We start from the raw sequence: 21,197 nt of genomic DNA, 5'->3' as shown, positions 1-21,197 counted from the left end.
TACGAAAAAGTCTTGAGGCTCTACATTTCACTCTTGTTTGCTCGCGCACCATTTAATATCGTTCAAAATTCGGACAATGATGAAAATCCACTCTCGTCATTACCTTTGCACACAACAAGGCGCCTCACAGGCAGTCCTTGTGCGGTAGCCTTAGAAAATCCTAAAATGAATAGCAAGCGGACCAAGCTGCAAGAGGATACGCATTTTCGTGTGCTTCGCCTCCTGCAATAGAACCCTGAGATGTCTCGGAGAGAGCTGACTGCGGTGGTCGGGGTTAGCGTTGGTGGCATGCTTTATGTGCTGAACGCCCTGATCGACAAGGGATTTGTGAAGATAGGGACTTTCACCGCCACTAAAGACAAACGTCGATATGCCACCGTGTTGACGCCAGAAGGCATCGCGAGGAAGGCAGCACTTACGCGGGCGTTTCTCGTGAGGAAGTTGGAAGAGTACGAAGCGTTGAGGAAAGAGATTGACGGGTTGACCCAAGAAATAGACTGCGACACCGACCTATTGCCGAGTGCTCGTTAAGAGTTTGCATTATTTGGCTCTTGTGAAACTAAGCGTTTTGAATTGAGAGATTTAGAGGCATTAGAACAATCTCGAAAAATCAGGAATTTACATAGCCAGTGAGTACGTTCGCATGAAAATCGCATAGATGCCTCAAGGTCTTCCTCTCCGCCAGCACCTTGGTCGCTGTCGTCATCTTCTGGCTATGACCATCAATGTGTCTGGAGCGCAGTGTAACCAAGCCATATTCAGCCGGATTTTACACATTAATTCGGCGTTTCTCTTCCCTAACAACTATGAATTCTGGAAAAAAAAAATCAAAATCCACACGCGCCCGTAGCATGAAACGCGGCATGATATGGAATGCCCTGAATCTCGTTGTAAACAAGGGCTTGTCGGTTCTGGTTCGGCTGGTCCTGGCGCGTTTGCTTGTGCCCGACGACTTCGGACTGATCGGGCTTATCATTGTGTTTCTGGGATTAACGAACGTTCTCGTAGATTTCGGCTTTGAGAAAGCGCTGGTCCAGCGTCGCCGTGATGCCGACAGCCCTTTGCGGTATGACAGTGCGTTCTGGTTTCTCATTGCGGCTGGCGCCGTGCTGTCACTGGTCTTCGCCTTTGCCGGGACGCGCGTGATGGTATGGTTCTACGATGAGCCTCGCCTTTCCACCCCTTCCATGGTCATGGCGGCAAGCATTCTCCTGCACAGCCTCGGCATACTGCCCACCATTCGGCTGACCCGGCGCCTGCGGTTTCGCAACATCGTTCTCGCAGAACTCGTTTCCATGGTGGGCGGCGCGACCGTGGCCATAAGTTTTGCGCTTCTCGGATTTGGCGTCTGGAGTCTTGTACTGCAGCAGCTCACTGCGGTTGCTCTCAAGACAGCCGCACTTTGGTCTATGTGCCGCTGGCGCCCGCGCTGGCGGTTCTCGTTTCAGGCTCTGCGAGAGATCGCCTCGTTCGGAACCTACAGCCTGGGCAATCAACTCATTTACTATGCGCGTCAAAACAGCGACTACATGTTTGTGGGCGCGATCCTGGGCACCAACGCCCTCGGCATTTACACGCTGGCCTACACCCTGACCGAAACGCTGCGGACAAGCGCTGCGCAAATCGTGGTGCGGGTCATGTTTCCCGTGTTCAGTCAGCTCCAGGATAATCCGAATGAAATTGCCCGGATCTTTCCGGGATTCACGCGAACCTTGTCGCTGCTGCTCTTTCCGATCGCGCTTTCGTTGATTTTCTACGCCGCGCCGCTCATCGACATGATGTTCCCCCCGGAATGGGAAGGAGCCGCGCTGCCGGCGCGTATCCTCGGCTTTGGCGGACTCGTCTATGCGATGTCGGGACCAAGCGGAGAAGCACTGCAGGGCATGGGGCGTATACGGGCATTCTTTCGTCTGAACCTGATCAACTATGTCGTGGTGGGAATTCCCGCGCTTTTGGTTGGAGCCAATTACTTCGGCCTTGCAGGCGTTGCGGTTGCCGTGACAATTACGGTCCTGACTTTCCGGGTTCTTGTTCTGACGGCATTGCTGAGTATAACGAGCTTGACCATAGGCGCTGTTCTCTATGGACTTTTACCCGCAATCTACGCGAGCGTGGTGGCAACCGGCTGGTATTTTGCTCTTGGTGACAAAATCAATTTTATCCTGAGCATCGCGGTTCTTTTTCTGGTTTTCGGATGCGCAGCATTACTTTCAGGCTCGGCTCGCCTGCCGCGGTCGCGTTTAATCAATAAGGTCGGAGTGCGGTAGGATGCCGGTATTCACTTTTCAAAACAAAACCTGCCTGTTTGTCCATATTCCCAAGGCCGCCGGCACCGCCTTCGAAAACGCCGTGGTGGAAAACGGGTGGACCAAGCATTTTTCAGTCAACGGCTTGAGTCCTGAACGGGTGTCTTTCATGAAAGTGACCCCGCAGCATTTTCATGCCAGCCTGCTGGAGACTGTTTTCCGCTTTGAGGCATTCGACGAGATCATCATCATTGTTCGCGATCCCGTCGCGCGAATGAAATCGGAATTCTATTGGCAGGAGACGTCGGGGCAGACGGATCTTCCGGCCGAGACATGGATCGAGCACGCCTTTGACAGCTACGCGGCGGATCCCGGATGTTTCGACAATCATCTGCGCCCCCAGACCGAATTCATCCCTTCCAGCGGCCCGGTTCGCGTGTTCAAGCTGGAGGATAACGGTGTTTCCGGCGCCCTTGACGCCGTGCTTTCGCATAGCAGCCAATCTCTGCCGAAACGCATGTTCAGGAAAGGGCTGCGCAGCCGCAAGCGCTCCAAGGCGTCAAGCTACCGCCCGGACGTCGAAGCCTTGTTTGCCAGAAGAGCGCCGGACATCCGCAGCTTCTACAGTCGCGACTGCGAAGAGTTGGGATATCCGGCGAGATGAGAAATACGCAAATCGCAATCTGCTTTTTCGGCATTACCCGATCGTTGAAACACACGATCGGATCGATCGAGGCCAATGTGATAGAACCCGCCCGCGCGCTCGGCACGGTTCGCACTTACGCGCATTTCTTTGATCAGGCATCAATCAGCAACTCGCGCTCCGGAGAACAGGGTGAGCTGGATCGCGAAGAATACAGACTCCTCAAGGCGGATAGGCTACGGCTGGAGGCGCCCGATATGTGCCTTGAGGAATGGGGATTTGAAGGGCTGAAGGATTTCGGGGATTCCTGGAACGATGGTTTCCGCTCTCTACGCAATCTCGTCCATCAGCTTCATTCGATGAACGCGGCCGCCGCAGACGCACTGGCTGACGATCCAGACCTGGTCATCTACTGCCGCCCCGATATGCTCTACCATCACAATCTCGGCCCCTGGATCGGCCGGGCTTTGGCAAGTTCCGAGCCAGGTGTTACCCTTCCGAACTGGCAACACTGGCATGGGGGATACAACGACCGTTTTGCAATTTGCCGCGGCGTATCGGCTGCGCGTATTTATGGTAGCCGCGTGAACCGGATGCGGGATTTTTGCGTCGAAACCTCCAGCCCCGTTCATTCCGAACGTCTGTTGCGTTTCGTTCTCGACGAGGCGGGGATCAAACCACCTCTCATGTCCGCACGGGCAAGCCGCGTCCGCGCCAACGGCGACGTGAAGCGGGAACGGTTTTCCGGCCCCGTAAGGTCGGCCCTGCGCCTTGGAATCGGAAAGACGATAACGGCCGCAGGACTAAGGCCGTTACTCATGCGCTTGCGTCGCAACAACAACGCCCGGTGAAGTTCATGCCGCTGGTTTCTGTCATAATGACCTTTCGCAACGGAATGCCGTGGGTATTGAATGCCGTCGGCAGCGTGATTGCCCAGAGTTTCACCGATTGGGAGTTGATCCTGGTCGATGATGGCTCCACGGATGGATCGCGCGATGCGATCCTCGCCAGGTGGGGCGATCACCCCGGCTTGCGGTTTGTGCAAACGCCGCCCGAAGGGCGCGGCCACGCACTGAACCGGGCGCTTGAAGCGGCGCGCGGCGAGTGGGTCGCCAATCTCGATGCCGACGACCTGTTCCATCCGGAGAAGCTGAAAATGCAAATGAACGTGGCATCAGGCGCCGGAAAACACGACATTCTCTGCACCCACTCGCTCGTGATCGGAGAGCAGGAAGGCATTCCCTGGCCAGGCATCGAACAGCAGGGCGGCTACCGGGACCTTTCGCGCCAGATGCTGCGCCGCAACCATGTGAACCACAGCAGCATATTGGCGCACCGTAATTTCCTGCGGGAGATCGGAGGGTATGACGACACCCGGAGATCTCAGTTCGACTATGAACTATGGCTGAGGAGCCTTCACGCCGGAGGACGCATTCTGGAACTTCCCGCCATACTCACGGCAAAACGAATCCACGCGCGCCAATCCTTCGAGGCACGCGCGCGGCTGCGCTATGTCTGGTCAAGCCTGAGACTCCAGTTGCGCTACGCGCCGAAGCTGGGCGCCAGACCGCTGGACTATGCGTTCTTCATTGCCAAGTTCCTGTTCGGACTAACGCCCCGGGGCGTGCGCCGGCTAACCTGGAAGGTTCGGGGGGCATGATAAAGAAGCAGAATGAAAAGCGTGGCGAATACTGTGTCAGCCTAAGCTTGAACGCCCGCGCCACAGCCCTTCAGGTTTGGCGCAAATACGAGCGGTGTGGTGATTTGGAGGGCTGGAGATGAAGTCGAGGCCGACCACGCTGCTTTTCACCCTCTATATCGTCTTGGCACCGCTCTATCTACTGCCAAGCGGCATGCCGCAGCCAGCCGACTTTCTGGTTCCGATCGGGATAGCTTTCATCTTGCTTACAGGCAGACGTATTGCCTTTCCGACTGCCCGCGCCCGTTCTTTTCTTTTAGTCACATTCGTTTTTTTCGTCTGGGTTCTAGTCGTTTCGGTTGTAAACTCACTCATGTCTGGTCTCACTGATATTCTGATGGCACCCGCCTTTGGGATGTTCAATTTCATGCTCGTATTGCTTGGATTCGCCGCGCTCCAACACCTAGATTATCCAGACAAGTTGATCGCGAAAGCCTTGACGGTTTCGGCCGTTGTCATGTTTACGGGCTTATTGCTGACTTTCTCAGGCTCTTCTTCGCGTCAGACGGCCATGTTCAACAACCCAAACCAACTGGCTTACTTTTCAATACTCGTGCTTGGCGGCCTCATCTTGGCCTCTGATCGCCCGAGCTTGCTCCGGTTGCGTTTCGCGATGCCGGCTGCGATGCTGGTCATTTCAAATTTGGTCGCAGCATCACTTACTGGATATGCCGCCCTCGCCTTGCTGGGCGGTGCGTGGTCTTTAAAAGTCGGCGCTAGAAGGCTGTTCCTTATCGTTTTTTTTGGTTTGACCGCCGCGCTTCTGGCCCCGTCCCTTTTCCTCCCTGAAAGCCACAGCCAGGTCTTTGAAATTGTCTCAAATCGCTTTTTATTGCTTGATGACAAGCTAGACGGAGGCATCGCCGAGCGGGGATATGACAGGATTTATGAATTTCCGCAGTACCTGTTGTTTGGTGCCGGGGAAGGTGGATTGTCGAGGTTCGGCATTGAAGCAGCGCTCGAATTGCATTCGACATTCGGAACCTTGCTTTTCAGCTACGGGATCATCGGACTACTTCTGTTTCTGAGCATGATATGGATTGCCGCCCGCGGTGCGACTTTGGTGGAACTTGCCGTATTGGCCGCGCCGCTAGCCTATTCCGTGACTCACCATGGGTTCCGGTTTTCAGCTTTTTGGCTATTCATCACTATTTTTTTGATGACTAAGGAAAAACGAACAATGCGATTGTCAACACCTATACTGGAGCAACCGGTGTCTCGTCCGGGTGAGAGCCCATTATGACAAAGCTTGAAAATGGGTAAGTATCGCATGAAAAAGGTCGTCCTTCTGTCGAACTCGGCCGGAACACTTTTCCGGTTTCGGTTGCCGCTTTTTCGCGCGGCTCAGGTAGCAGGCTATGAAATGATCGCGGTGTGCGGGCGCGGCCACAACGCGGACAATTATATCGCCGGTCTCAGGGCGCTTGGAATTGAAACCCATGTGATCGACGGGCTGGAGACCGCCGAAATCCGCCCTGGGCGTCTGCTGCGTCAGGCGAAGGAACTGCGCGGTATTCTCGGGCAGACCAGTCCTGATATTCTTCACGCCTTCACCCACGCCGGAAATGTGGTCGGATTTCTTGCGGTCCGTCACTTTCCGAAAATCCGTTTTTTCCCGAATCTGACAGGCTCGGGACGTTTGTTTTCTAACACGCTCGATCTGCGCGGACGCATCTCCAAGCTGGGTTTGGTCACCGCATACAAAAGTATGGCGAAACGTGCCGAAGCAGTGTTTTTCCAGAACGATCAGGATGCCAAGGAATTTACCGCCATTATGGAGCTGACACGCGACAAAATCGTTGTGACGCCGGGTTCGGGACTTGACCCCGCCCTGGTGGGCCAGGAGACAGCCGGGTCCGACGATGTCTTGAAAAAACGGCTGCGAGACGAGTTTGGCGTGGATACCGACAAGCGCATCGTACTCTATCCGTCGCGGGCGCTGGAAGCCAAAGGGGTTCGGGACTTTTACGACGTCGGCAACCTGTATTCCCAATTGTTTGACGACTGCGTTTTTCTCCATGCTGGTGAAGAGGCAAATGAGGCCCAGGGCGGTCTTTCCAAGACCGATCTGAAAAAACTTGAAAGCGAAAATGTCCGTTTCATCGGGTTTCAGGACGATATTTTCGGTCTCATGCGGCTTGCTCAGGTCGTGATTCTGCCATCCAGATATCGGGAAGGCGTCCCACGATCGCTGATCGAAGCCCTGCATTTCGGCAATGCCGTCGTCACCTACGACACTCCGGGTTGCCGGGATACGGTCATCCAGGGATGGAACGGCTATGTGGCGCGCCCGGGATCGGTCTCCGATCTTCTGGCTGGACTTGTATCGCTCCGGGAAAAATCAGCGCAGGAACTGACGAAAAACAGCAACCACTTGTTCCTGCACCGTTTCCATGCGCGTCTCGTGACTGACATCTATCTTTCTTACTATGGGCTTGAGGGGACGCGCCAGTGACAAAGGTTGCGATCATAGGAACGGTCGGGGTTCCCGGCGCCTACGGCGGTTTCGAGACGCTGGCCGATAACCTTGTGCGCTATCATGAAGCAGAAAATCTGGACGGCGAACTGAGTGTGTATTGCAGTGGATCACGGAATGAATCTTCGCTGGCATTCTATCACGGAGCGGAGTTACGATATGTCCCCCTAAACGCCAACGGGGTCCAGAGCATCCCCTATGACATACGATCCATGCTTCACGCTGTATTCCGCCGCACTGACGTTCTTCTCATTCTTGGAGTATCCGGCGCAGTATTTATTCCGGTTGTCCGACTTTTTTCCAATTCGAAGATCGTTACCAATATCGATGGTATCGAATGGCGGCGTGCCAAGTGGAACGGGCTTGCCAAGAGATTTCTAAAAATGTCCGAAGCAATCGCCGTGCGGTGGTCGCATGAGGTAATTGCGGACAACGATGCGATCACGGAATACGTTGCCGAAACCTATGGCATCCGGTGCAGCACAATTGCTTATGGCGGAGATCACGCGATGACTGTGGCGCCCGATCATGATCTGCCGTTTATGCCGCCTGAACGTTACGCATTCGCACTCAGCCGGATAGAGCCGGAGAACAGCGTCGCGAAAATCTTGGAGGCATTTTCCACAGTTCCAGACAAGTCACTTGTCTATGTTGGAAACTGGAACAACAGCGATTTTGGCCAGCGTTTGCGCCGCCAGTATTCAGGATTCGCGAACATCCATATGGCAGAACCGATTTACGACCTCGCCAAACTCCGGGGGCTGCGCGAAGGCGCTGACCTCTATGTTCACGGGCATTCTGCCGGAGGCACCAATCCAGCGCTAGTCGAAATGATGCATTTCGGCCTTCCGATTGTCGCCCACGGTTGCGTTTTCAACCGCAAGACCACGGAAAATGAGGCGGACTACTTCGAAACTGCCGAAGATCTGGCTCGGTTTCTTGCTAACCGGGACCATGAAGTCGAAAAAGCGCGCGGGCTGCGCATGTTGGAAATCGCGCGCAAGCGATACACTTGGGACGAAATTGGCAGAAGCTACTTCAACCTGATCGAAAAAGTCGACGCCAACTAATGCCTTCCATACAGTCCATCTCCAGAGGCGAGCTCGTTCACAGAAAAACTTTGTCGTGCAATATAGCTACCTCGCAGGCGGTGACTTCACTCACCTCCAGCATTCGATGCAAACACCAGTCCCTCAAACCTTTCACAATGCGATTGAACCACAAGCAATTGCAAAAGGCCGTCGACATCAAACGTTGACCACAATGTCCCAAAAACGTGACGCTTAACGTGCGCGCAAAACTCTCGAGTGTTCAAAAAATGAGCGCTGGTATATTTTCTCAACCGAGGCAAAGTGAAAACCGCCGTTGAGAAAAAACACCGAATACCAGCTACATACCCCAGCCGTCATGCCCGCTGCACCTCACGCTCGCTTAGCGCAACACGCGTCTGCCGCCCGAGCAAATCCAGAAGAACCCAAATCCGTTTCGAGCTATCGATCTTCTCAATCGTGGTGGTAAAATCCGCAAACGGACCTTCGGCGATGCGAACCTCATCGCCTGCGGCAAGCTCATCAGGTTGAAGAAGCTGCCCCGTCTCACCACATCGCGCCATTAAGCCCACCATCAATCCCTCGGGCACCGGCGTAGGTTCTCCGGTCAGCGAAACAATTCGCGACACACCCCGAGTGCTGTTCAACTTGCGCCAGCGCCCCTCTAAAGGGTCAAAACGCACAAACAGATACCCTGGAAACAGAGGCTCGGGTTGTTGTACGAACCCACCAGAGCGTCGCCGCGACACCATCTGGGTTGGACTAAAGACCTCGAAACCCTGCCGTGCCAAATTGGTAAGAGCCAACTTCAAACCATTGGGTCGCAGTTGAAGAATATACCAGCGGCGCAAAGGCCCAAGACTACCATCATGCATCGGCCTACCCTTTATATTCAGGAAGATAAGGGATCAGACTGTGAACCTTCTGGCGCATCAAACCATAGATGAACTTCCGGCCGGAATTCTTGCGCCACGCACGCGCCAGCAGCACACCCGTCGAATAACTCGTCGCGAAAAGCACAACAAAACAGAAAAATGCGATCGCTGCCGCAACTGCATTATCCCACAGAATGACAGCCACAAAAGGCGGCGCCATAAAGAACGGCATCATCACCACAGTGGCCAGCGGATTGGCAATATGGCGCGCGCCGCGCCCTAGCTTGCCAATCTCGATCGCTCGCATAACGAGCTGGTGGAAATGAAGCCGGTCCGGTTGGTCTGTAGGCTTTCCACTCCGGCGGCGACGGACGATGGCGAGAACGGTATCAGCCAGGGGCCAGAAAAAAACCAAGAGCAAAGCCCAAGGTGTCAAATCCGGGAGAGCATCAAGCATCAGGATCGCCACCCAGACCAGAAGATGCCCGATCCCATAGGCCCCCGCATCCCCCATAAAAATCTTCCCCCAAGGAAAGTTGAGCAACAGAAATCCGGTAAGCGCACTGGCAATCACATATCCCCAGGTTGCAAGGTCGGGCTGCCCCCCCCGGCTTGCAATAAGTCCAAGTGCGACAGCAACCGTAATGCCAATCGTGGCTGACAGACCATTGAGCCCATCGATCAGATTGAAGGCGTTACAAATCCCCGCACCACCAAAAACTGTCAGTGCGATTCCCACGGGTGCAAAAGCCACTAGGAAGTCGAGCCCGACCAAGTCGGTGCGCGCCACCCAGGCTCCAAACAGAATGATCGCCAGAACCGAAGAAAGCGCCGCCGCCAACAGGCGGTGTTTGGGACTTACGCCGACGCCTAAATCTTCCAATAGACCTGCAGCAAATACTGGAATGAGTGAGAGCGCGAGAAACCAGGTCTGCCCCGTCCCATCCATAGCCATGGGTACTCCTGCCGCCAAGGCGCCTACCAAAACGGCAACACCACCAATTCTCGGGGTTGGCACACTGTGCGCGGACTGGATCGCCGATACATCCTTTTGTCTATATGTGAGCTTGAGATGAACCCGGCGGGTTACCACCAGCAAAGCCGAAAGAGTAGTGGAAATCAAAAAGGCGCTCAAAAGTCCGTAATTATTCAAAAAATCTTCCAAATTCTCACCCTAGAATACTCTATTTACGTCAATCCAAGTCTTACTTTCCGAACGTTCACGCTCCACTAACCGCAGCTTGCGACGCATCGACTCTACTTCTGTCTATATTTAATGACTTGATCAGTGGACGTGTCACGGTTTGATGCCGCTCCTTTGATAGCCTTTACTGGAACAAAGGAGACTGACTATGGGACTGAAACGGACGGACGAATTTCGCCAAGATGCAGTGCGTATTGCGCTGACCAGCGGGTTGACGCGCAAGCAGGTGGCTGATGATCTGGGCGTTGGCATGTCGACGCTGAACAAATGGATCACAGCACACCGAGACACGAAGGTGGTTTCACAAGAGGATTTAGACCTCGCCAAAGAGAATGAGCGGCTTCGACGAGAGATCCGGCTTCTCAAGGAGGAGAGGGAAATCCTAAAAAAGGCCACCCAGTTCTTCGCGGGCCTAAAGCAATGAGATTTAGGTTTGTCGAGGAACACAGGAACGTAAGCGGCGTCTGCGCCCCACCGGAGTTCAGCTTGACGGCGTGAAGTTCCACGGCAGGAGCTCGTCGATTCGGTGCGCAGGATGGCCTGCCGCGATCGCCTCGAGCGTCGCCTTGAGGTAGGCGAAGGGCTCCACGCTGTTGATCTTTGCGGTGGCGATGAGCGAGGCGATGCGGCCCCAGGTGCGTCCGCCTTCATCGTGCCCAGCAAAGAGTGCGTTCTTCCGTGTCAGGGCGATCGGCCTGATGAGGTTCTCCACGGCATTGGAGTCGATCTCGACGCGGCCGTCCTGCAGGAAGGTCTGCAGCCCGTCCCACTGCCGGTGGATGTAGGCGAGTTTCTCTCCGAGGCGGGACTTGGCGGAGACCCGGCGGCGCTGGAACTGCAACCATTCGCCGAACTCGGCCACCAGCGGCGCGGTGCGTGTCTGTCTCGCCGACAGGCGCTGTCCCGGTCCCATGCCGCGGATCTCGGTCTCGATACGGTAGAACTCGGCGATCCGGCGCAGCCCCTCGGCGGCGACCTCCGATCCGTCGCGGTCAAAGACTTCCTTCAGCTTTCGGCGCGCATGTGCCCAACAGTGTGCAACCGTGATCGGCGCCCCGCCCGTGCGCGAGGGGCGCGTCAGCCGATCGTAGCCGGCATAGCCGTCCAGCTGCAGGATGCCGTCAAAGCCCTGCAGGATCTGCTCCGCGTTCACGCCGGCGCGGCTCGGGTGATACGTGAAGACCACGCCGGGCGGGTCATCGCCGCCCCAACCCCGATCGTCTCGGGCCAGCGCCCAGAGGAAGCCGGTCTTCGTTCGGCCCCGCCCGGGTTCCAGAACCGGCGCCGTGGTTTCGTCCATGAAGAGCTTTCCCGAGCTCTTCAAATGCTCGGCGAGCCGATCGACCACCGGGGCAAGGTGGAAGGCCGCGGTGCCGACCCAATCGGCGAGCGTGCTGCGCTGGAGCTCGATCCCAGAGCGCGCGAGGACCTGGCTCTGGCGATACAAGGGCAGATGGTCGGCGAACTTGGCGACGAGCACATGCGCGATGGCGCCCTCGGTCGGTAACCCGCCCTCGATCAGGTGGGCGGGGGCCGGAGCCTGGGTGATCCCTTCGGCGCAGGCACGACAGGCATACTTTGGCCGGACCGTCACGATGACGCGGAGCTGGGCCGGCACGATGTCCAGCCGCTCGCTGCGGTCCTCGCCGATCCGGTGCATCGTGCCGCAGCCGCACGGACAGTCCAGGCTGGCCGGCTCGATCACCTGCTCGGTCCGGGGGAGTCCTTCGGGCAGATTGCCTCGGTTGCGCCGGACGGTCTTGGCTCGCCGCGGACCGGACGAGGCCGGGGCGTCTTCATCCTGCTGCGCCTCGACCTCGGCAACGGCAGTTTCCAGGTCCTCGAAGGCCAGCTGCCGCTCGTCCTCGCTGAGCCTCTCGGACTTCTTGCCATGCACGACCTGGTTCAGCTCGGCGACGAGATGCTCGAGGCGCTTGTTGGCTTCCCTGAGTGCATCGCGCTCACGCAGCACGGCCAGAACAGCTTCACGCTGGTCTTCCGGAATGGCCGACAGGTCGAGGGATGGGGCGCTGGACATGGCGGGATCATACCCTGCTCCCGTCTTCGGCAGGCAGGCTTTCCCGCCCCTGAGTCATTCTGCCACAGCCGGGCGGCGCGCTTCCAGGGACCGCACCCGCCGCCAATCCAGCCCGGCGAACAGCGCCTCGAACTGGGCGCGGTTCAGCGTCATCGCCCCATTCCGGATCGCGGGCCAGGTGAAGGTGCTCTCTTCCAGCCGCTTGTAGGCCATGACGAGGCCGCTGCCGTCCCAGAACAGGATCTTCATCCGGTCCGCGCGCTTCGCCCGGAAGACGAAGACCGTCCCGGTGAACGGATCCTCGGCCAGGGTCGACTGCACCAGGGCGGCCAGGCCATCATGTCCCTTGCGGAAGTCTACCGGCTTCGTCGCCACCAGGATGCGGACGCCTTGGGACGGCATCAGCACGTCGGTGCTTCCAGAGCATGCACGATCGCCGCGATCCGATCTGCCGGTGTGTCGGGCGACAGCTCGATCTGCATCGCTCCCCTGATAATCCGGATCATATGCTCGGGCGTCGCGCTCGCCGGCCCGCTCATCTCGGCCGGATCGCAAACGACCAGCGGCGTGAAGACAGGACCGCCGATCTCCTCGGCGGGGAGAACCAGCTGTCCCTGCTTTGCTAAGCGCCGCCAGGCGGAGAGCTGGTTTGGGCGGATGCCATACCGACCGGCCACAGCATACACTGTCGCCCCCGGCTCCAAGGTCTCTGCCACAGCGCGAGCCTTAGCATCGTCCGGCCAGCGCCGGTGACCCGACGCGTAGATCTCGACGCCCAGAGATTTGAGAAACGAATTTGTGGCGCACATTGCGAAACGCACTCCCCATCATGAGATGGGTATCACCTCGCAGCGCCAGAGCTCATCTACAACGTGGGCCGCAGACGCCGCTTACACAGGAACCATTTTCCAGCCAACCGTTTATGCAGTGTCGTTGGCGTCAGCACACGTGGCTTGCGGGCCTTCCGTAGTCGCCCTGCCAGTCGCAGACAACGATCTGATATGGTCACGCTTGCACACATCAAAGAACAGTCCCGCCTGAGCCTTGGTAGCTACGGCAGGCCGCGAATGACCGAAGAGTTGAAGGAGATCGGTCTGGACGTCGGTCATCGCCGTGTGGGCCGCTTGATGCGCGAGAACGGCATCCGGGTCGAAAGATCGAAGAAATACAAGGTCACGACGGACAGCAACCATGCGTTCAACATCGGGCCAAACCTGCTGAACCGGGACTTCCACGCCGATCAACCGAACCAGAAGTGGGCGGGCGACATCAGCTATGTCTGGACGCGAGAAGGATGGCTCTACCTGGCTGTTATTCTTGACCTGCATTCTCGGCGGGTGATCGGCTGGGCAGTCAGCAATCGCATGAAACGCGACTTAGCGATCCGAGCATTGAACATGGCCATAGCTTTCCGGGCGCCGCCCAAAGGCTGCATTCATCATACGGATCGCGGGTCGCAATATTGTTCACATGACTATCAGAAGCTTCTGTGCCAGCATGGCTTCAAGGTGTCGATGAGCGGCAAGGGCAATTGCTACGACAATGCTGCTGTCGAAACGTTCTTCAAAACCATCAAAGCCGAACTGATCTGGCGCAAGTCATGGGAAACGCGGCGGCAAGCTGAAGTGGCGATCTTTGAATACATCAACGGGTTTTACAATCCGCGACGACGCCACTCAGCACTAGGCTGGAAAAGCCCCGTCGCATTCGAACGGAAAGTGGCTTAAACGAGCACATGGGGCGGCACGAAAACGGGACAGGTCCAGAGTGTGGGCGTTGGTTGTTGTAGAAGGTCATCTATTTCCGGATGCCTGCCTTCGCTTCCGAGCCGGTCTCCCAGGCATGCAGGTAGGCGCACTCGTATTTCAGGGTTCGCCACAACCGCTCGATGAAGATATTATCGAGGAAGCGGCCCTTGCCATCCATCGAAATGCGGACGCCGGTCCGGCGCAGTCGATCCGTCCAGGCAAAAGATGTGAACTGAGATCCTTGATCAGTATTCATGATCTCCGGCGGACCAAACTTGTGAATGGCCTCGTTCAGTGCCTCAACGCAGAAGTCCGCCTCCAGCGTATTCGAGATGCGCCAAGCCAGCACCTTACGGGTGTGCCAATCCATAATGGCGACCAGATACAGGAACCCTCGGCGCATGGGCAGATAGGTAATATCCGAGCACCAAACTTGGTTCGGACGCTCCACCCGCAGACCTCTCAGCAGATAGGGATAGGTCTTGTGCCCTTTTGCTGGCCTGCTGGTGTTGGGCTTTTGGTAGATCGGCATCAGCCCCATCAGGCGCATCAGCCGCCGTATCCGTTTCTCGTTCACCAAATGGCCGTCGTTGCGCAGGTGCCACGTCATCTGGCGGACACCGAAGAACGGCGTCTCCAGAAACTGCTCATCGATCCGCCTCATCAGGCCAAGGTTCTGCTCGGTCTCGCCCTTAGGCTTGTAATAGAATGACGAGCGCGAGATCGACAGCAACCTGCATTGCTGCCCAATGGACAAAATGGAATTGTTCGGCTCAATCATGTCGCGCCTCACTTGCCGGTCCACGGTTTGAGCTTTCGTGACAAAGTTAAGGGGGACCGTGGCCCCAGTGGGGCCGCGTAAGCCCCCGTACCGTTGGCCACAGCCAGCTCCCCGATCTTGGCGTGCAATTCTTTCACCTGCTCTTCGTCGATCTCGGGGTTTTTCCTGCCGCCGCGCTCGAACACGCCAGACGCACCTTCCAGCAACGCCCGATTCCATGTGTGGATCATCGTCGGATGAACCCCGAACCGGCTCGCCAGCTCGGCCACCGTCTGCTCACCCTTCAGCGCTTCAAGCGCCACCTTCGCCTTGAACTCAGGCGAATGCTGCTTCCGTTTCGACATCATTCGACCATTGTCCTCGGACCAATGGCGGACAAGGTCTCATTCTCCTTCTCGTCGAAGATCAGCAGACAACAAATCGTTGCTTACGTCAGTGTCCGATTTTCGGGGGGTAGCTCACCTTACCTTAGTCTTTCAACAGATTCGCGAGATACCTGCCATATTCCGTTTTCTTGAACGTTTCTGCATGCTCACGCATTTTATCGGTATCGATCCAGCCCCTTTGATATGCAATTTCTTCGGGACAACCCGATTGCATGCCCTGCCTCATCGAGAGCGTACGCACGAAGTTGCCAGCATCCAGAAGCGAGCCATGCGTGCCGGTGTCGAGCCAGGCGTAGCCACGCCCCATCCGCTCCACCGACAGTGTGCCATCGGCAAGATAGCTTTCAAGCAGTGTCACGATTTCCAACTCGCCGCGCGGTGAAGGCCGGACTTCTTTTGCCCTGCGCGGCGCATCGCCATCGAGGAAATAAAGCCCGGTGACCGCGTAATTCGACGGCGGCACTTCGGGCTTCTCGATGATCTCTTCGACCGTACCCTCGCAATCGAATTTCACAACACCGTAACGTTCGGGGTCGGCCACATGATAGCCGAACACCGTCCCGCCCACCTCTTTGGCATCGGCCTCAGCAAGCATTTCCGGCAAGCCATGACCAAAGAAAATATTGTCGCCCAGAACCATCGCGGAGGGCGCACCATCTAGGAAGTCTTCGGCGAGAAGGTAGGCCTGCGCCAAGCCATCGGGCGAAGGTTGAGTAATGTAGGTAAGGCTCAGGCCCCATTGCGAACCATCGCCCAGAAGGCGTTTGAACTGATCCTGATCCTGCGGCGTGGTGATCATCGCGATCTCGCGAATGCCCGAAAGCATCAGCACGGAGAGAGGATAGTAAATCATAGGCTTGTCGTAGATCGGCATGAGCTGTTTCGACACCGCCATGGTCAACGGATAGAGCCGCGTACCCGAGCCACCGGCGAGGATGATGCCTTTGCGGTCGGTCATAATGTCTTCTCCAACTTTTTAAGAACTTCAGCCAGTCCCGTCTTCCAATCCGGGCGATCTATGCCAAAGACTGCTTTGGTCGTCTCGCAATTCATCCGGCTGTTGCCCGGACGTGCTACAGAGGTCGGATAGGCCGAGGTCGGGATATCCTCGACCCCCATTACCTTGCCCGCCTGAGCGAAAATCTCGCGCGCAAAATCGGCCCAGCTTACATCAGGCGCGCCGGAGAAATGATAAGTGCCCGCCCTGTTCGGATCTGTTTTGAGCTGGTCCGCGATCGAGACACAGGCTTTCGCGATGTCGCGCGCGGGCGTCGGGCCGCCGACCTGGTCGGCCACGACCGTCAACTTGTCACGAGTCTCGGCAAGCCGCAGCATGGTCTTCACAAAGTTGCCGCCATGGGCCGAGAACACCCAGGAGGTGCGCAGGATCGCAAAAGGCCCGCCCGCCTCGCGCACGCCGTTCTCGCCCTCAATCTTGGTTTCACCATAGACGCCCAGAGGGCCCGTGGGATGATCCGGGAAAAACGGTGCCTCCCCTTCCCCGTCGAAGACGTAATCGGTGGAAATATGCACAAAAGGAATGCCCAGATCGGCGCAGGTCTCCGCCATCTCGGTCGGTGCTGCTGCATTGACGAGTGTGGCGACCAGTGGGTCACCTTCGGCTTTGTCCACCGCCGTGTAAGCTGCCGCATTAATCACGGCCTCCGGTTTGATCTCCCGGATTTTTCGGCCACAGAGCAGCGGATCGGTTAAATCCGCCTCGTCGCGCCCGAGGAAGGTCGCCTCAGGCAGAAGCGTTTGTAATTCCGTGGCCACCTGACCGGTTTTGCCAAAGACGAGGATCATCCCTTGACCCCCAACCGTTCCCCGACCCCGTGGCGTTGCTGCAGGGCACGCCACCAATCCTCGTTGTCGAGATACCACACAACGGTTTGCGCCAGCCCCTCTTCGACCGTTACCGAAGGCCGCCAACCAAGCTCGTCACGGATCCGGGACGGGTCGATCGCATAGCGTGCATCATGACCCGGACGATCCGTCACAAAGGTGATCTGATCGGCGTAACTTCCGCTGGATTTGGGTCTCTTTTCATCGAGAATGGCGCAGAGAGTTTTGACCAGTTCAAGGTTCGTGCGCTCGTTCTCGCCGCCAATATTGTAGCTCCGCCCCAGTTCTCCTTTCTCGACCACCAGCAAAAGCGCGTCGGCGTGATCCTCGACATAAAGCCAGTCGCGAATATTGGACCCGTCGCCGTAAATCGGCAGGGCTTTCCCCGCCAGCGCGTTGAGGATAATCACCGGGATCAGTTTTTCGGGGAAATGGAAGGGGCCATAATTGTTGGAACAGTTGGTCAGAACCACCGGCAAGCCATAGGTCTCATGCCAGGCGCGCACCAGATGGTCCGAGCTGGCTTTCGACGCCGAATAGGGCGAGCGCGGGTCGTAGGGCGTGTCTTCGGTGAACTGGATCGCTGGATCGTTAGGTAGCGAGCCGAACACCTCGTCGGTGGAAATGTGATGGAAGCGAAACGCCTCCGGCTTGTCCGCCTCGCCCCAGCATTTGCGCGCTGCTTCCAGCATATTGAATGTGCCGGTGATGTTCGTCTCGATGAAATCGCCCGGCCCATCAATCGAGCGATCCACATGGCTTTCGGCGGCCAGATGCATCACCGCATCGGGTTTGTGACGCGCAAAAACAGTGTCTAATCCAGCCCGATCACGGATATCCACCTGTTCGAACGCATACAGCGGGCTGTCAGCCACAGAGGCCACATTGTCGAGGCAGGCCGCATAGGTCAGCGCATCGCAATTCACCACCTCATGCCCGCGAGACACCGCAAGCCGCACCACGGCAGAGCCAATGAACCCTGCTCCACCCGTCACCAAAATCTTCATGCGTTGTCCTTCGTAAAAGGCGTCTCGAAGTCTGCAAAAGCCTGCGCTTTCTCATCCTTTTCCGAGATCACTGGCGAGATCCCATCAAGCGGCCAGTCGATGCCGCAGCTGTCCCATTTTACCGCCCCGTCGCACTCCGGCGCGTAATAATCGGTACATTTGTAAATAATCTCGCTGTCAGGCTCCAGCGTCATGAAACCATGCAAGAACCCTGCCGGGATCCAAAGCTGTTTGCCATTCTCAAAGGACAGCTCTTCTCCAACCCACTGTCCATAAGTTGAGGACCCTTCGCGGGCATCAACCGCAACATCGAAAATCCGTCCTCTACCACAGCGCACAAGCTTGCCCTGCGCATGCGGCGGACTTTGGAAGTGCAGGCCCCGAACAGTTCCAACCTCGCGCGAGAGCGAATGATTGTCTTGTACGAATTCCGGCAGGTCGAGACCTGCCTCTGTCAGTTTCTTTTTGTTCCAGCTCTCCGAAAAAAAGCCCCGATGATCGCCAAAACGTGGCGGAGTAATAAGGTAAACGCCCGAAAGCGATATCTTTGTGCTCATCATATTGTAACCTTATAATACTACGGCGTGGTCCACGTATCGAGTGTTTACACAACGTATGATGCGAATAGACAAGCAACTTTGCGGTTTTAAGGCGAGGATAAAAAGCGAGCGTAACAACCATGTTTCATTCTGGCTGAGACAACAAGCGTATAGCTCAAGCTTTGTGTCTTTGCTCCAAGAGCTCCTATTCATACGTACCCAGAATATGATCCCAAGAGAAATGTGCCTGGAGCCGCGCGCGGCCTTTTGTGCTGTCTGAACCGCCTCGTAATCGTGGCACATACGGATCATTCGAGAATTCGAACGTTTAAAACACGCAGCACAGCAGCCCTACAGCACACCACATTTTTTATCTCGACCTAACAATAAAACGCTCCTAATGTCTGGAAGGAACATCGTGAGAACGGTTTCACCTCCGTCTCACAAATGTCTCACAAATCATGAAGTCCGCCATCGCAAGTTCACAACAAAACAACTTAAATTCAATAACTTATAACCACCGTGAGAAAACAGCTCCGATCCCTACCGCCGGAGCCAAAATCTCCTAGAGATTACAACACGATAAAGGCCGACTCTCAGGGCGGCCTTCGTCGTTTTGGGTAGGCTCTGCAACAACTCTACAACATTAGGCGGTTCACACATTTGCTGCGGCAGGCGGCTGCGCAGAATGTCGATTTGCTCTATGGTTTGGCATAGCGCCCAAGGCAACTGGCGCTCTTGGTCGATCAACTGCGCTGCGATCTGTGCAGCAAGCCGTTGCGTCGGTTTGCCATGGAACGCATCTCGGTCGCGCAGCGTTTTTCGCAGATGGTCTCGCAGATTTGCCGTTGCGCGGGACTGATCGTGGTTCATGCCGCCACCTCTCTATTCTTGACGGCTTCGGTCATCCAAGGCATCATCCGCGGCAAGCCGCACAGGACGACGATCCCAGACAAGAAGGCCCCATGCCCGCTGGACAAGGTGAACCGCGAGCTCGCGTGCCGGCGCCCAACATGCTCTGGATCAGCGATTTCACCTGCGTCGCGACCTGGAAGGGGTTCATCTATGTCGCCTTCGTCATCGATGCCTATGTCCGCAAGATCGTCGGCTGGCGCGCCAGCACGTCAGCGCAGACAGGTTTCGTTCTGGATGCACTGAAGCAGGCGGTCCATGACCGAAGGCCGACAAAGGCCATGGGGTTGGTTCATCACAGCGACCGCGGCTCGTAATATCCGTCCATTCGCTACACCGAGAGGCTGGGCGAAGCCGGCATCGAACCTTCGGTCGGCAGCGTTGGCGACAGCTACGACAATGCGTTGGCCGAAACCATCAACGGCCTGTTCAAGGCGGAGGTCATCCATCGCCGCGGCCCATGGCGCAGCTTCGAGGCAGTCGAATACGCGACACTGGAATGGGTGGACCGGTTCAACAACCGCCGTCTCCTCGAGCCCGTCGGGAACATCCCGCCAGCCGAGGCAGAGGCCAACTTCCACGCAGCGCTGGAAACTGAAGACATGGCCGCGTAACTAACCGTAATCATCCTCCGGCAAACCTGGGGCGGTTCACTGATCCCCTGGATCAAAGACCGCAAGACCCTCAGGGATGGCCAAGAAGACCCGGCTATCCTGCCCACCGGCGTGGCCGTTCTGCCGCTTGGCATCGCCGAGGAATTTCAGGAGATCAGCGCGCTTGCCGGTCGCGCACTCGCATCTGACTGATCCTGCCCGCCCGGTGTTTCGGCGGGCGACAGGTTCGCAAATTTGAATGTATTTGATACCCATCGATACCACCCTAGGGTCAATAAGCACGCAAGAGAGCATTCGCTTGCAAGCGTCGGCCTCGGGGTGATGCACCCCTTGCGCCGTGCTTGCCAACCCCTTGGGAGAGGCAGACGCGATGAGCCATCCAACCTATCTAAATACCACTCGCCGGAGGTTTCTCGGCGGCACTGCCGCAGCATCGGCGTTTGCCCTCGGTGCGCGCGCCCACGCGCAGGACGTGCCGCCGCTGGAGCAGTACAGCCCCGAGTACCTGAATGCCGCCGAATGGGCCTTCGTCATGGCCGCCACGGCGCGGATCATCCCCTCGGACGGCGACGGGCCAGGCGCGATCGAGACGCGGGTGCCGGTCTTCATCGACCTGCAACTGGCCGGGGATTTCGGCAACGCGGCGGATCTCTACATGGAAGGCCCCTTCAGGCCTGATGCACCCGACACGCTCGGCCCGCAAAGCCCGCTCACGCCAGCCGAGATCTACCGGGGAGCCATCGAGGCCATCGATACCGCCTGCACCGACGAATACGGCAGCGTCTTCGCCGATCTCGACCCGACACAGCAGGACGAGGTGCTGAGCGCGCTCGAGGAAAGCCCGTCGACCAGCGGCAGCACACAAGACATGGCCGAGGACAGCGGCGGCGGCGCGATGAACACGGGCGGAAGCACCGCCTTCGGCCTTGCCCCGGAGCTCAAGGAGTTCTTCGCGCTACTCGTGCAGAACACCAAGGAAGGCTATTTCGCCGATCCGATGTACGGCGGCAACGCGGGCATGGCCGCCTGGAGCTACATCGGCTTCCCCGGTGCGCGGGGCAGCTATGCCGAATGGGTCGGACGCGAGGAAGACTACCCGCTCGGCCCCGTCTCCATCTCCGGCGAAAGGGCCTGA

The 21,197-nt window shown here is 57.2% G+C and carries 19 protein-coding genes and 4 pseudogenes; 12 read left to right on the top strand and 11 right to left on the bottom strand.

Features of this window, described 5'->3' with window-relative positions:
- Positions 1 to 288 precede the first annotated feature (288 nt).
- From P73_RS12345 to P73_RS12310, 8 genes are all read left to right on the top strand, one after another.
- Complete coding sequence (locus P73_RS12345) at positions 289 to 531, top strand: helix-turn-helix domain-containing protein (RefSeq protein ID WP_245629162.1); 243 nt, start codon at positions 289 to 291, stop codon at positions 529 to 531.
- Between the two features lie 320 nt (positions 532 to 851).
- Positions 852 to 2,267, top strand: coding sequence for a lipopolysaccharide biosynthesis protein (locus tag P73_RS12340; protein ID WP_158401939.1), 1,416 nt, complete (start codon positions 852 to 854; stop codon positions 2,265 to 2,267).
- Position 2,268: 1 nt separating this feature from the next.
- Entirely contained in the window at positions 2,269 to 2,910 is a 642-nt protein-coding gene (locus P73_RS12335; RefSeq protein WP_043869784.1) for a sulfotransferase family protein, read from the top strand.
- Complete coding sequence (locus P73_RS12330) at positions 2,907 to 3,740, top strand: hypothetical protein (RefSeq protein ID WP_052453239.1); 834 nt, start codon at positions 2,907 to 2,909, stop codon at positions 3,738 to 3,740. Before P73_RS12335 ends, P73_RS12330 begins: the two co-directional genes overlap by 4 nt.
- Positions 3,741 to 3,745: 5 nt before the next feature.
- Positions 3,746 to 4,549 carry a glycosyltransferase family 2 protein gene (locus P73_RS12325; RefSeq protein WP_139267231.1) on the top strand — a complete coding sequence of 268 codons (804 nt, stop codon included), beginning with the start codon at positions 3,746 to 3,748 and terminating at the stop codon, positions 4,547 to 4,549.
- Between the two features lie 118 nt (positions 4,550 to 4,667).
- On the top strand, positions 4,668 to 5,831 hold the full coding sequence (locus P73_RS12320; protein ID WP_043869782.1) for a hypothetical protein: 1,164 nt from the start codon (positions 4,668 to 4,670) through the stop codon (positions 5,829 to 5,831).
- Positions 5,832 to 5,858: 27 nt separating this feature from the next.
- Positions 5,859 to 7,043, top strand: coding sequence for a glycosyltransferase (locus tag P73_RS12315; RefSeq protein WP_074743484.1), 1,185 nt, complete (start codon positions 5,859 to 5,861; stop codon positions 7,041 to 7,043).
- Positions 7,040 to 8,134: a DUF1972 domain-containing protein gene (locus P73_RS12310; RefSeq protein WP_043869780.1), complete on the top strand. Its 1,095-nt coding sequence runs from the start codon at positions 7,040 to 7,042 to the stop codon at positions 8,132 to 8,134. Before P73_RS12315 ends, P73_RS12310 begins: the two co-directional genes overlap by 4 nt.
- Before the next feature lie 335 nt (positions 8,135 to 8,469).
- Here the strand turns inward: P73_RS12310 and nusG are convergent, their stop codons facing one another.
- Together nusG and P73_RS12300 are read right to left on the bottom strand one after the other, a co-directional pair.
- On the bottom strand, positions 8,470 to 8,988 hold the full coding sequence (gene nusG, locus P73_RS24990) for a transcription termination/antitermination protein NusG (protein WP_043869779.1): 519 nt from the start codon (positions 8,986 to 8,988) through the stop codon (positions 8,470 to 8,472).
- 4 nt (positions 8,989 to 8,992) lie between these two features.
- A complete protein-coding gene (locus P73_RS12300; RefSeq protein WP_202966908.1) occupies positions 8,993 to 10,153 on the bottom strand; it encodes an MraY family glycosyltransferase in 1,161 nt (386 codons plus the stop codon).
- A 187-nt stretch (positions 10,154 to 10,340) separates the two neighbouring features.
- Here P73_RS12300 and P73_RS12295 point away from each other — a divergent pair.
- Positions 10,341 to 10,642, top strand: a pseudogene (locus tag P73_RS12295) (transposase); the annotation flags it as partial.
- A 31-nt stretch (positions 10,643 to 10,673) separates the two neighbouring features.
- Here P73_RS12295 and tnpC read toward each other — a convergent pair.
- From tnpC to tnpA, 3 genes are read right to left on the bottom strand one after another with little or no spacing between them, the layout of a single operon-like run.
- A complete protein-coding gene (tnpC, locus tag P73_RS12290; RefSeq protein ID WP_043868168.1) occupies positions 10,674 to 12,230 on the bottom strand; it encodes an IS66 family transposase in 1,557 nt (518 codons plus the stop codon).
- Between the two features lie 54 nt (positions 12,231 to 12,284).
- Entirely contained in the window at positions 12,285 to 12,632 is a 348-nt protein-coding gene (gene tnpB, locus P73_RS12285) for an IS66 family insertion sequence element accessory protein TnpB (protein ID WP_082033335.1), read from the bottom strand.
- Complete coding sequence (tnpA, locus tag P73_RS26760; protein ID WP_420836115.1) at positions 12,632 to 13,051, bottom strand: IS66-like element accessory protein TnpA; 420 nt, start codon at positions 13,049 to 13,051, stop codon at positions 12,632 to 12,634. The genes tnpB and tnpA overlap by 1 nt, the downstream gene beginning before the upstream one ends.
- A gap of 84 nt (positions 13,052 to 13,135) precedes the next feature.
- Here tnpA and P73_RS12275 point away from each other — a divergent pair.
- Positions 13,136 to 13,957, top strand: a pseudogene (locus tag P73_RS12275) (IS3 family transposase); the annotation flags it as partial.
- Between the two features lie 73 nt (positions 13,958 to 14,030).
- Here P73_RS12275 and P73_RS12270 read toward each other — a convergent pair.
- The 6 genes and pseudogenes from P73_RS12270 to P73_RS26120 all read right to left on the bottom strand — a co-directional run.
- Positions 14,031 to 15,106: pseudogene (locus P73_RS12270) on the bottom strand (IS3 family transposase); the annotation flags it as partial.
- Between the two features lie 121 nt (positions 15,107 to 15,227).
- Positions 15,228 to 16,103 (bottom strand): glucose-1-phosphate thymidylyltransferase RfbA, encoded by an 876-nt coding sequence (rfbA, locus tag P73_RS12260; protein ID WP_043869776.1) that lies wholly within the window; start codon positions 16,101 to 16,103, stop codon positions 15,228 to 15,230.
- The gene (gene rfbD, locus P73_RS12255) at positions 16,100 to 16,951 is read right to left on the bottom strand and encodes a dTDP-4-dehydrorhamnose reductase (protein ID WP_043869775.1); all 852 of its coding nucleotides are present in this window, start codon (positions 16,949 to 16,951) and stop codon (positions 16,100 to 16,102) included. Before rfbD ends, rfbA begins: the two co-directional genes overlap by 4 nt.
- Complete coding sequence (gene rfbB / locus P73_RS12250) at positions 16,948 to 17,997, bottom strand: dTDP-glucose 4,6-dehydratase (protein WP_043869774.1); 1,050 nt, start codon at positions 17,995 to 17,997, stop codon at positions 16,948 to 16,950. Before rfbB ends, rfbD begins: the two co-directional genes overlap by 4 nt.
- On the bottom strand, positions 17,994 to 18,557 hold the full coding sequence (rfbC, locus tag P73_RS12245) for a dTDP-4-dehydrorhamnose 3,5-epimerase (protein ID WP_043869773.1): 564 nt from the start codon (positions 18,555 to 18,557) through the stop codon (positions 17,994 to 17,996). The genes rfbB and rfbC overlap by 4 nt, the downstream gene beginning before the upstream one ends.
- A gap of 522 nt (positions 18,558 to 19,079) precedes the next feature.
- The gene (locus P73_RS26120) at positions 19,080 to 19,409 is read right to left on the bottom strand and encodes an FHIPEP family type III secretion protein (RefSeq protein WP_162484066.1); all 330 of its coding nucleotides are present in this window, start codon (positions 19,407 to 19,409) and stop codon (positions 19,080 to 19,082) included.
- 33 nt (positions 19,410 to 19,442) lie between these two features.
- Here P73_RS26120 and P73_RS24985 point away from each other — a divergent pair.
- Together P73_RS24985 and P73_RS12230 are read left to right on the top strand one after the other, a co-directional pair.
- Positions 19,443 to 20,062, top strand: a pseudogene (locus tag P73_RS24985) (IS3 family transposase); the annotation flags it as partial.
- Positions 20,063 to 20,432: 370 nt separating this feature from the next.
- On the top strand, positions 20,433 to 21,197 hold the full coding sequence (locus P73_RS12230) for a gluconate 2-dehydrogenase subunit 3 family protein (RefSeq protein ID WP_043869770.1): 765 nt from the start codon (positions 20,433 to 20,435) through the stop codon (positions 21,195 to 21,197).

The organism is Celeribacter indicus (genome assembly GCF_000819565.1).
Taxonomy (GTDB): Bacteria; Pseudomonadota; Alphaproteobacteria; order Rhodobacterales; family Rhodobacteraceae; genus Celeribacter; species Celeribacter indicus.
The sequence above is the reverse complement of the archived record's forward strand: the minus strand, read 5'-3'. Positions and strand labels throughout refer to the sequence as shown.

Excerpts from the sequence above, each read along its gene's own strand:
- P73_RS12345 (WP_245629162.1), top strand. The coding sequence starts at position 289 with ATGCTTTATGTGCTGAACGCCCTGATCGACAAGGGATTTGTGAAGATA.
- P73_RS12340 (WP_158401939.1), top strand. The coding sequence starts at position 852 with ATGAAACGCGGCATGATATGGAATGCCCTGAATCTCGTTGTAAACAAG.
- P73_RS12335 (WP_043869784.1), top strand. The coding sequence starts at position 2,269 with ATGCCGGTATTCACTTTTCAAAACAAAACCTGCCTGTTTGTCCATATT.
- P73_RS12330 (WP_052453239.1), top strand. The coding sequence starts at position 2,907 with ATGAGAAATACGCAAATCGCAATCTGCTTTTTCGGCATTACCCGATCG.
- P73_RS12325 (WP_139267231.1), top strand. The coding sequence starts at position 3,746 with ATGCCGCTGGTTTCTGTCATAATGACCTTTCGCAACGGAATGCCGTGG.
- P73_RS12320 (WP_043869782.1), top strand. The coding sequence starts at position 4,668 with ATGAAGTCGAGGCCGACCACGCTGCTTTTCACCCTCTATATCGTCTTG.
- P73_RS12315 (WP_074743484.1), top strand. The coding sequence starts at position 5,859 with ATGAAAAAGGTCGTCCTTCTGTCGAACTCGGCCGGAACACTTTTCCGG.
- nusG (WP_043869779.1), bottom strand. The coding sequence starts at position 8,988 with ATGCATGATGGTAGTCTTGGGCCTTTGCGCCGCTGGTATATTCTTCAA.
- tnpC (WP_043868168.1), bottom strand. The coding sequence starts at position 12,230 with ATGTCCAGCGCCCCATCCCTCGACCTGTCGGCCATTCCGGAAGACCAG.
- tnpB (WP_082033335.1), bottom strand. The coding sequence starts at position 12,632 with ATGCCGTCCCAAGGCGTCCGCATCCTGGTGGCGACGAAGCCGGTAGAC.
- rfbA (WP_043869776.1), bottom strand. The coding sequence starts at position 16,103 with ATGACCGACCGCAAAGGCATCATCCTCGCCGGTGGCTCGGGTACGCGG.
- rfbD (WP_043869775.1), bottom strand. The coding sequence starts at position 16,951 with ATGATCCTCGTCTTTGGCAAAACCGGTCAGGTGGCCACGGAATTACAA.
- rfbB (WP_043869774.1), bottom strand. The coding sequence starts at position 17,997 with ATGAAGATTTTGGTGACGGGTGGAGCAGGGTTCATTGGCTCTGCCGTG.
- rfbC (WP_043869773.1), bottom strand. The coding sequence starts at position 18,557 with ATGATGAGCACAAAGATATCGCTTTCGGGCGTTTACCTTATTACTCCG.
- P73_RS26120 (WP_162484066.1), bottom strand. The coding sequence starts at position 19,409 with ATGAACCACGATCAGTCCCGCGCAACGGCAAATCTGCGAGACCATCTG.
- P73_RS12230 (WP_043869770.1), top strand. The coding sequence starts at position 20,433 with ATGAGCCATCCAACCTATCTAAATACCACTCGCCGGAGGTTTCTCGGC.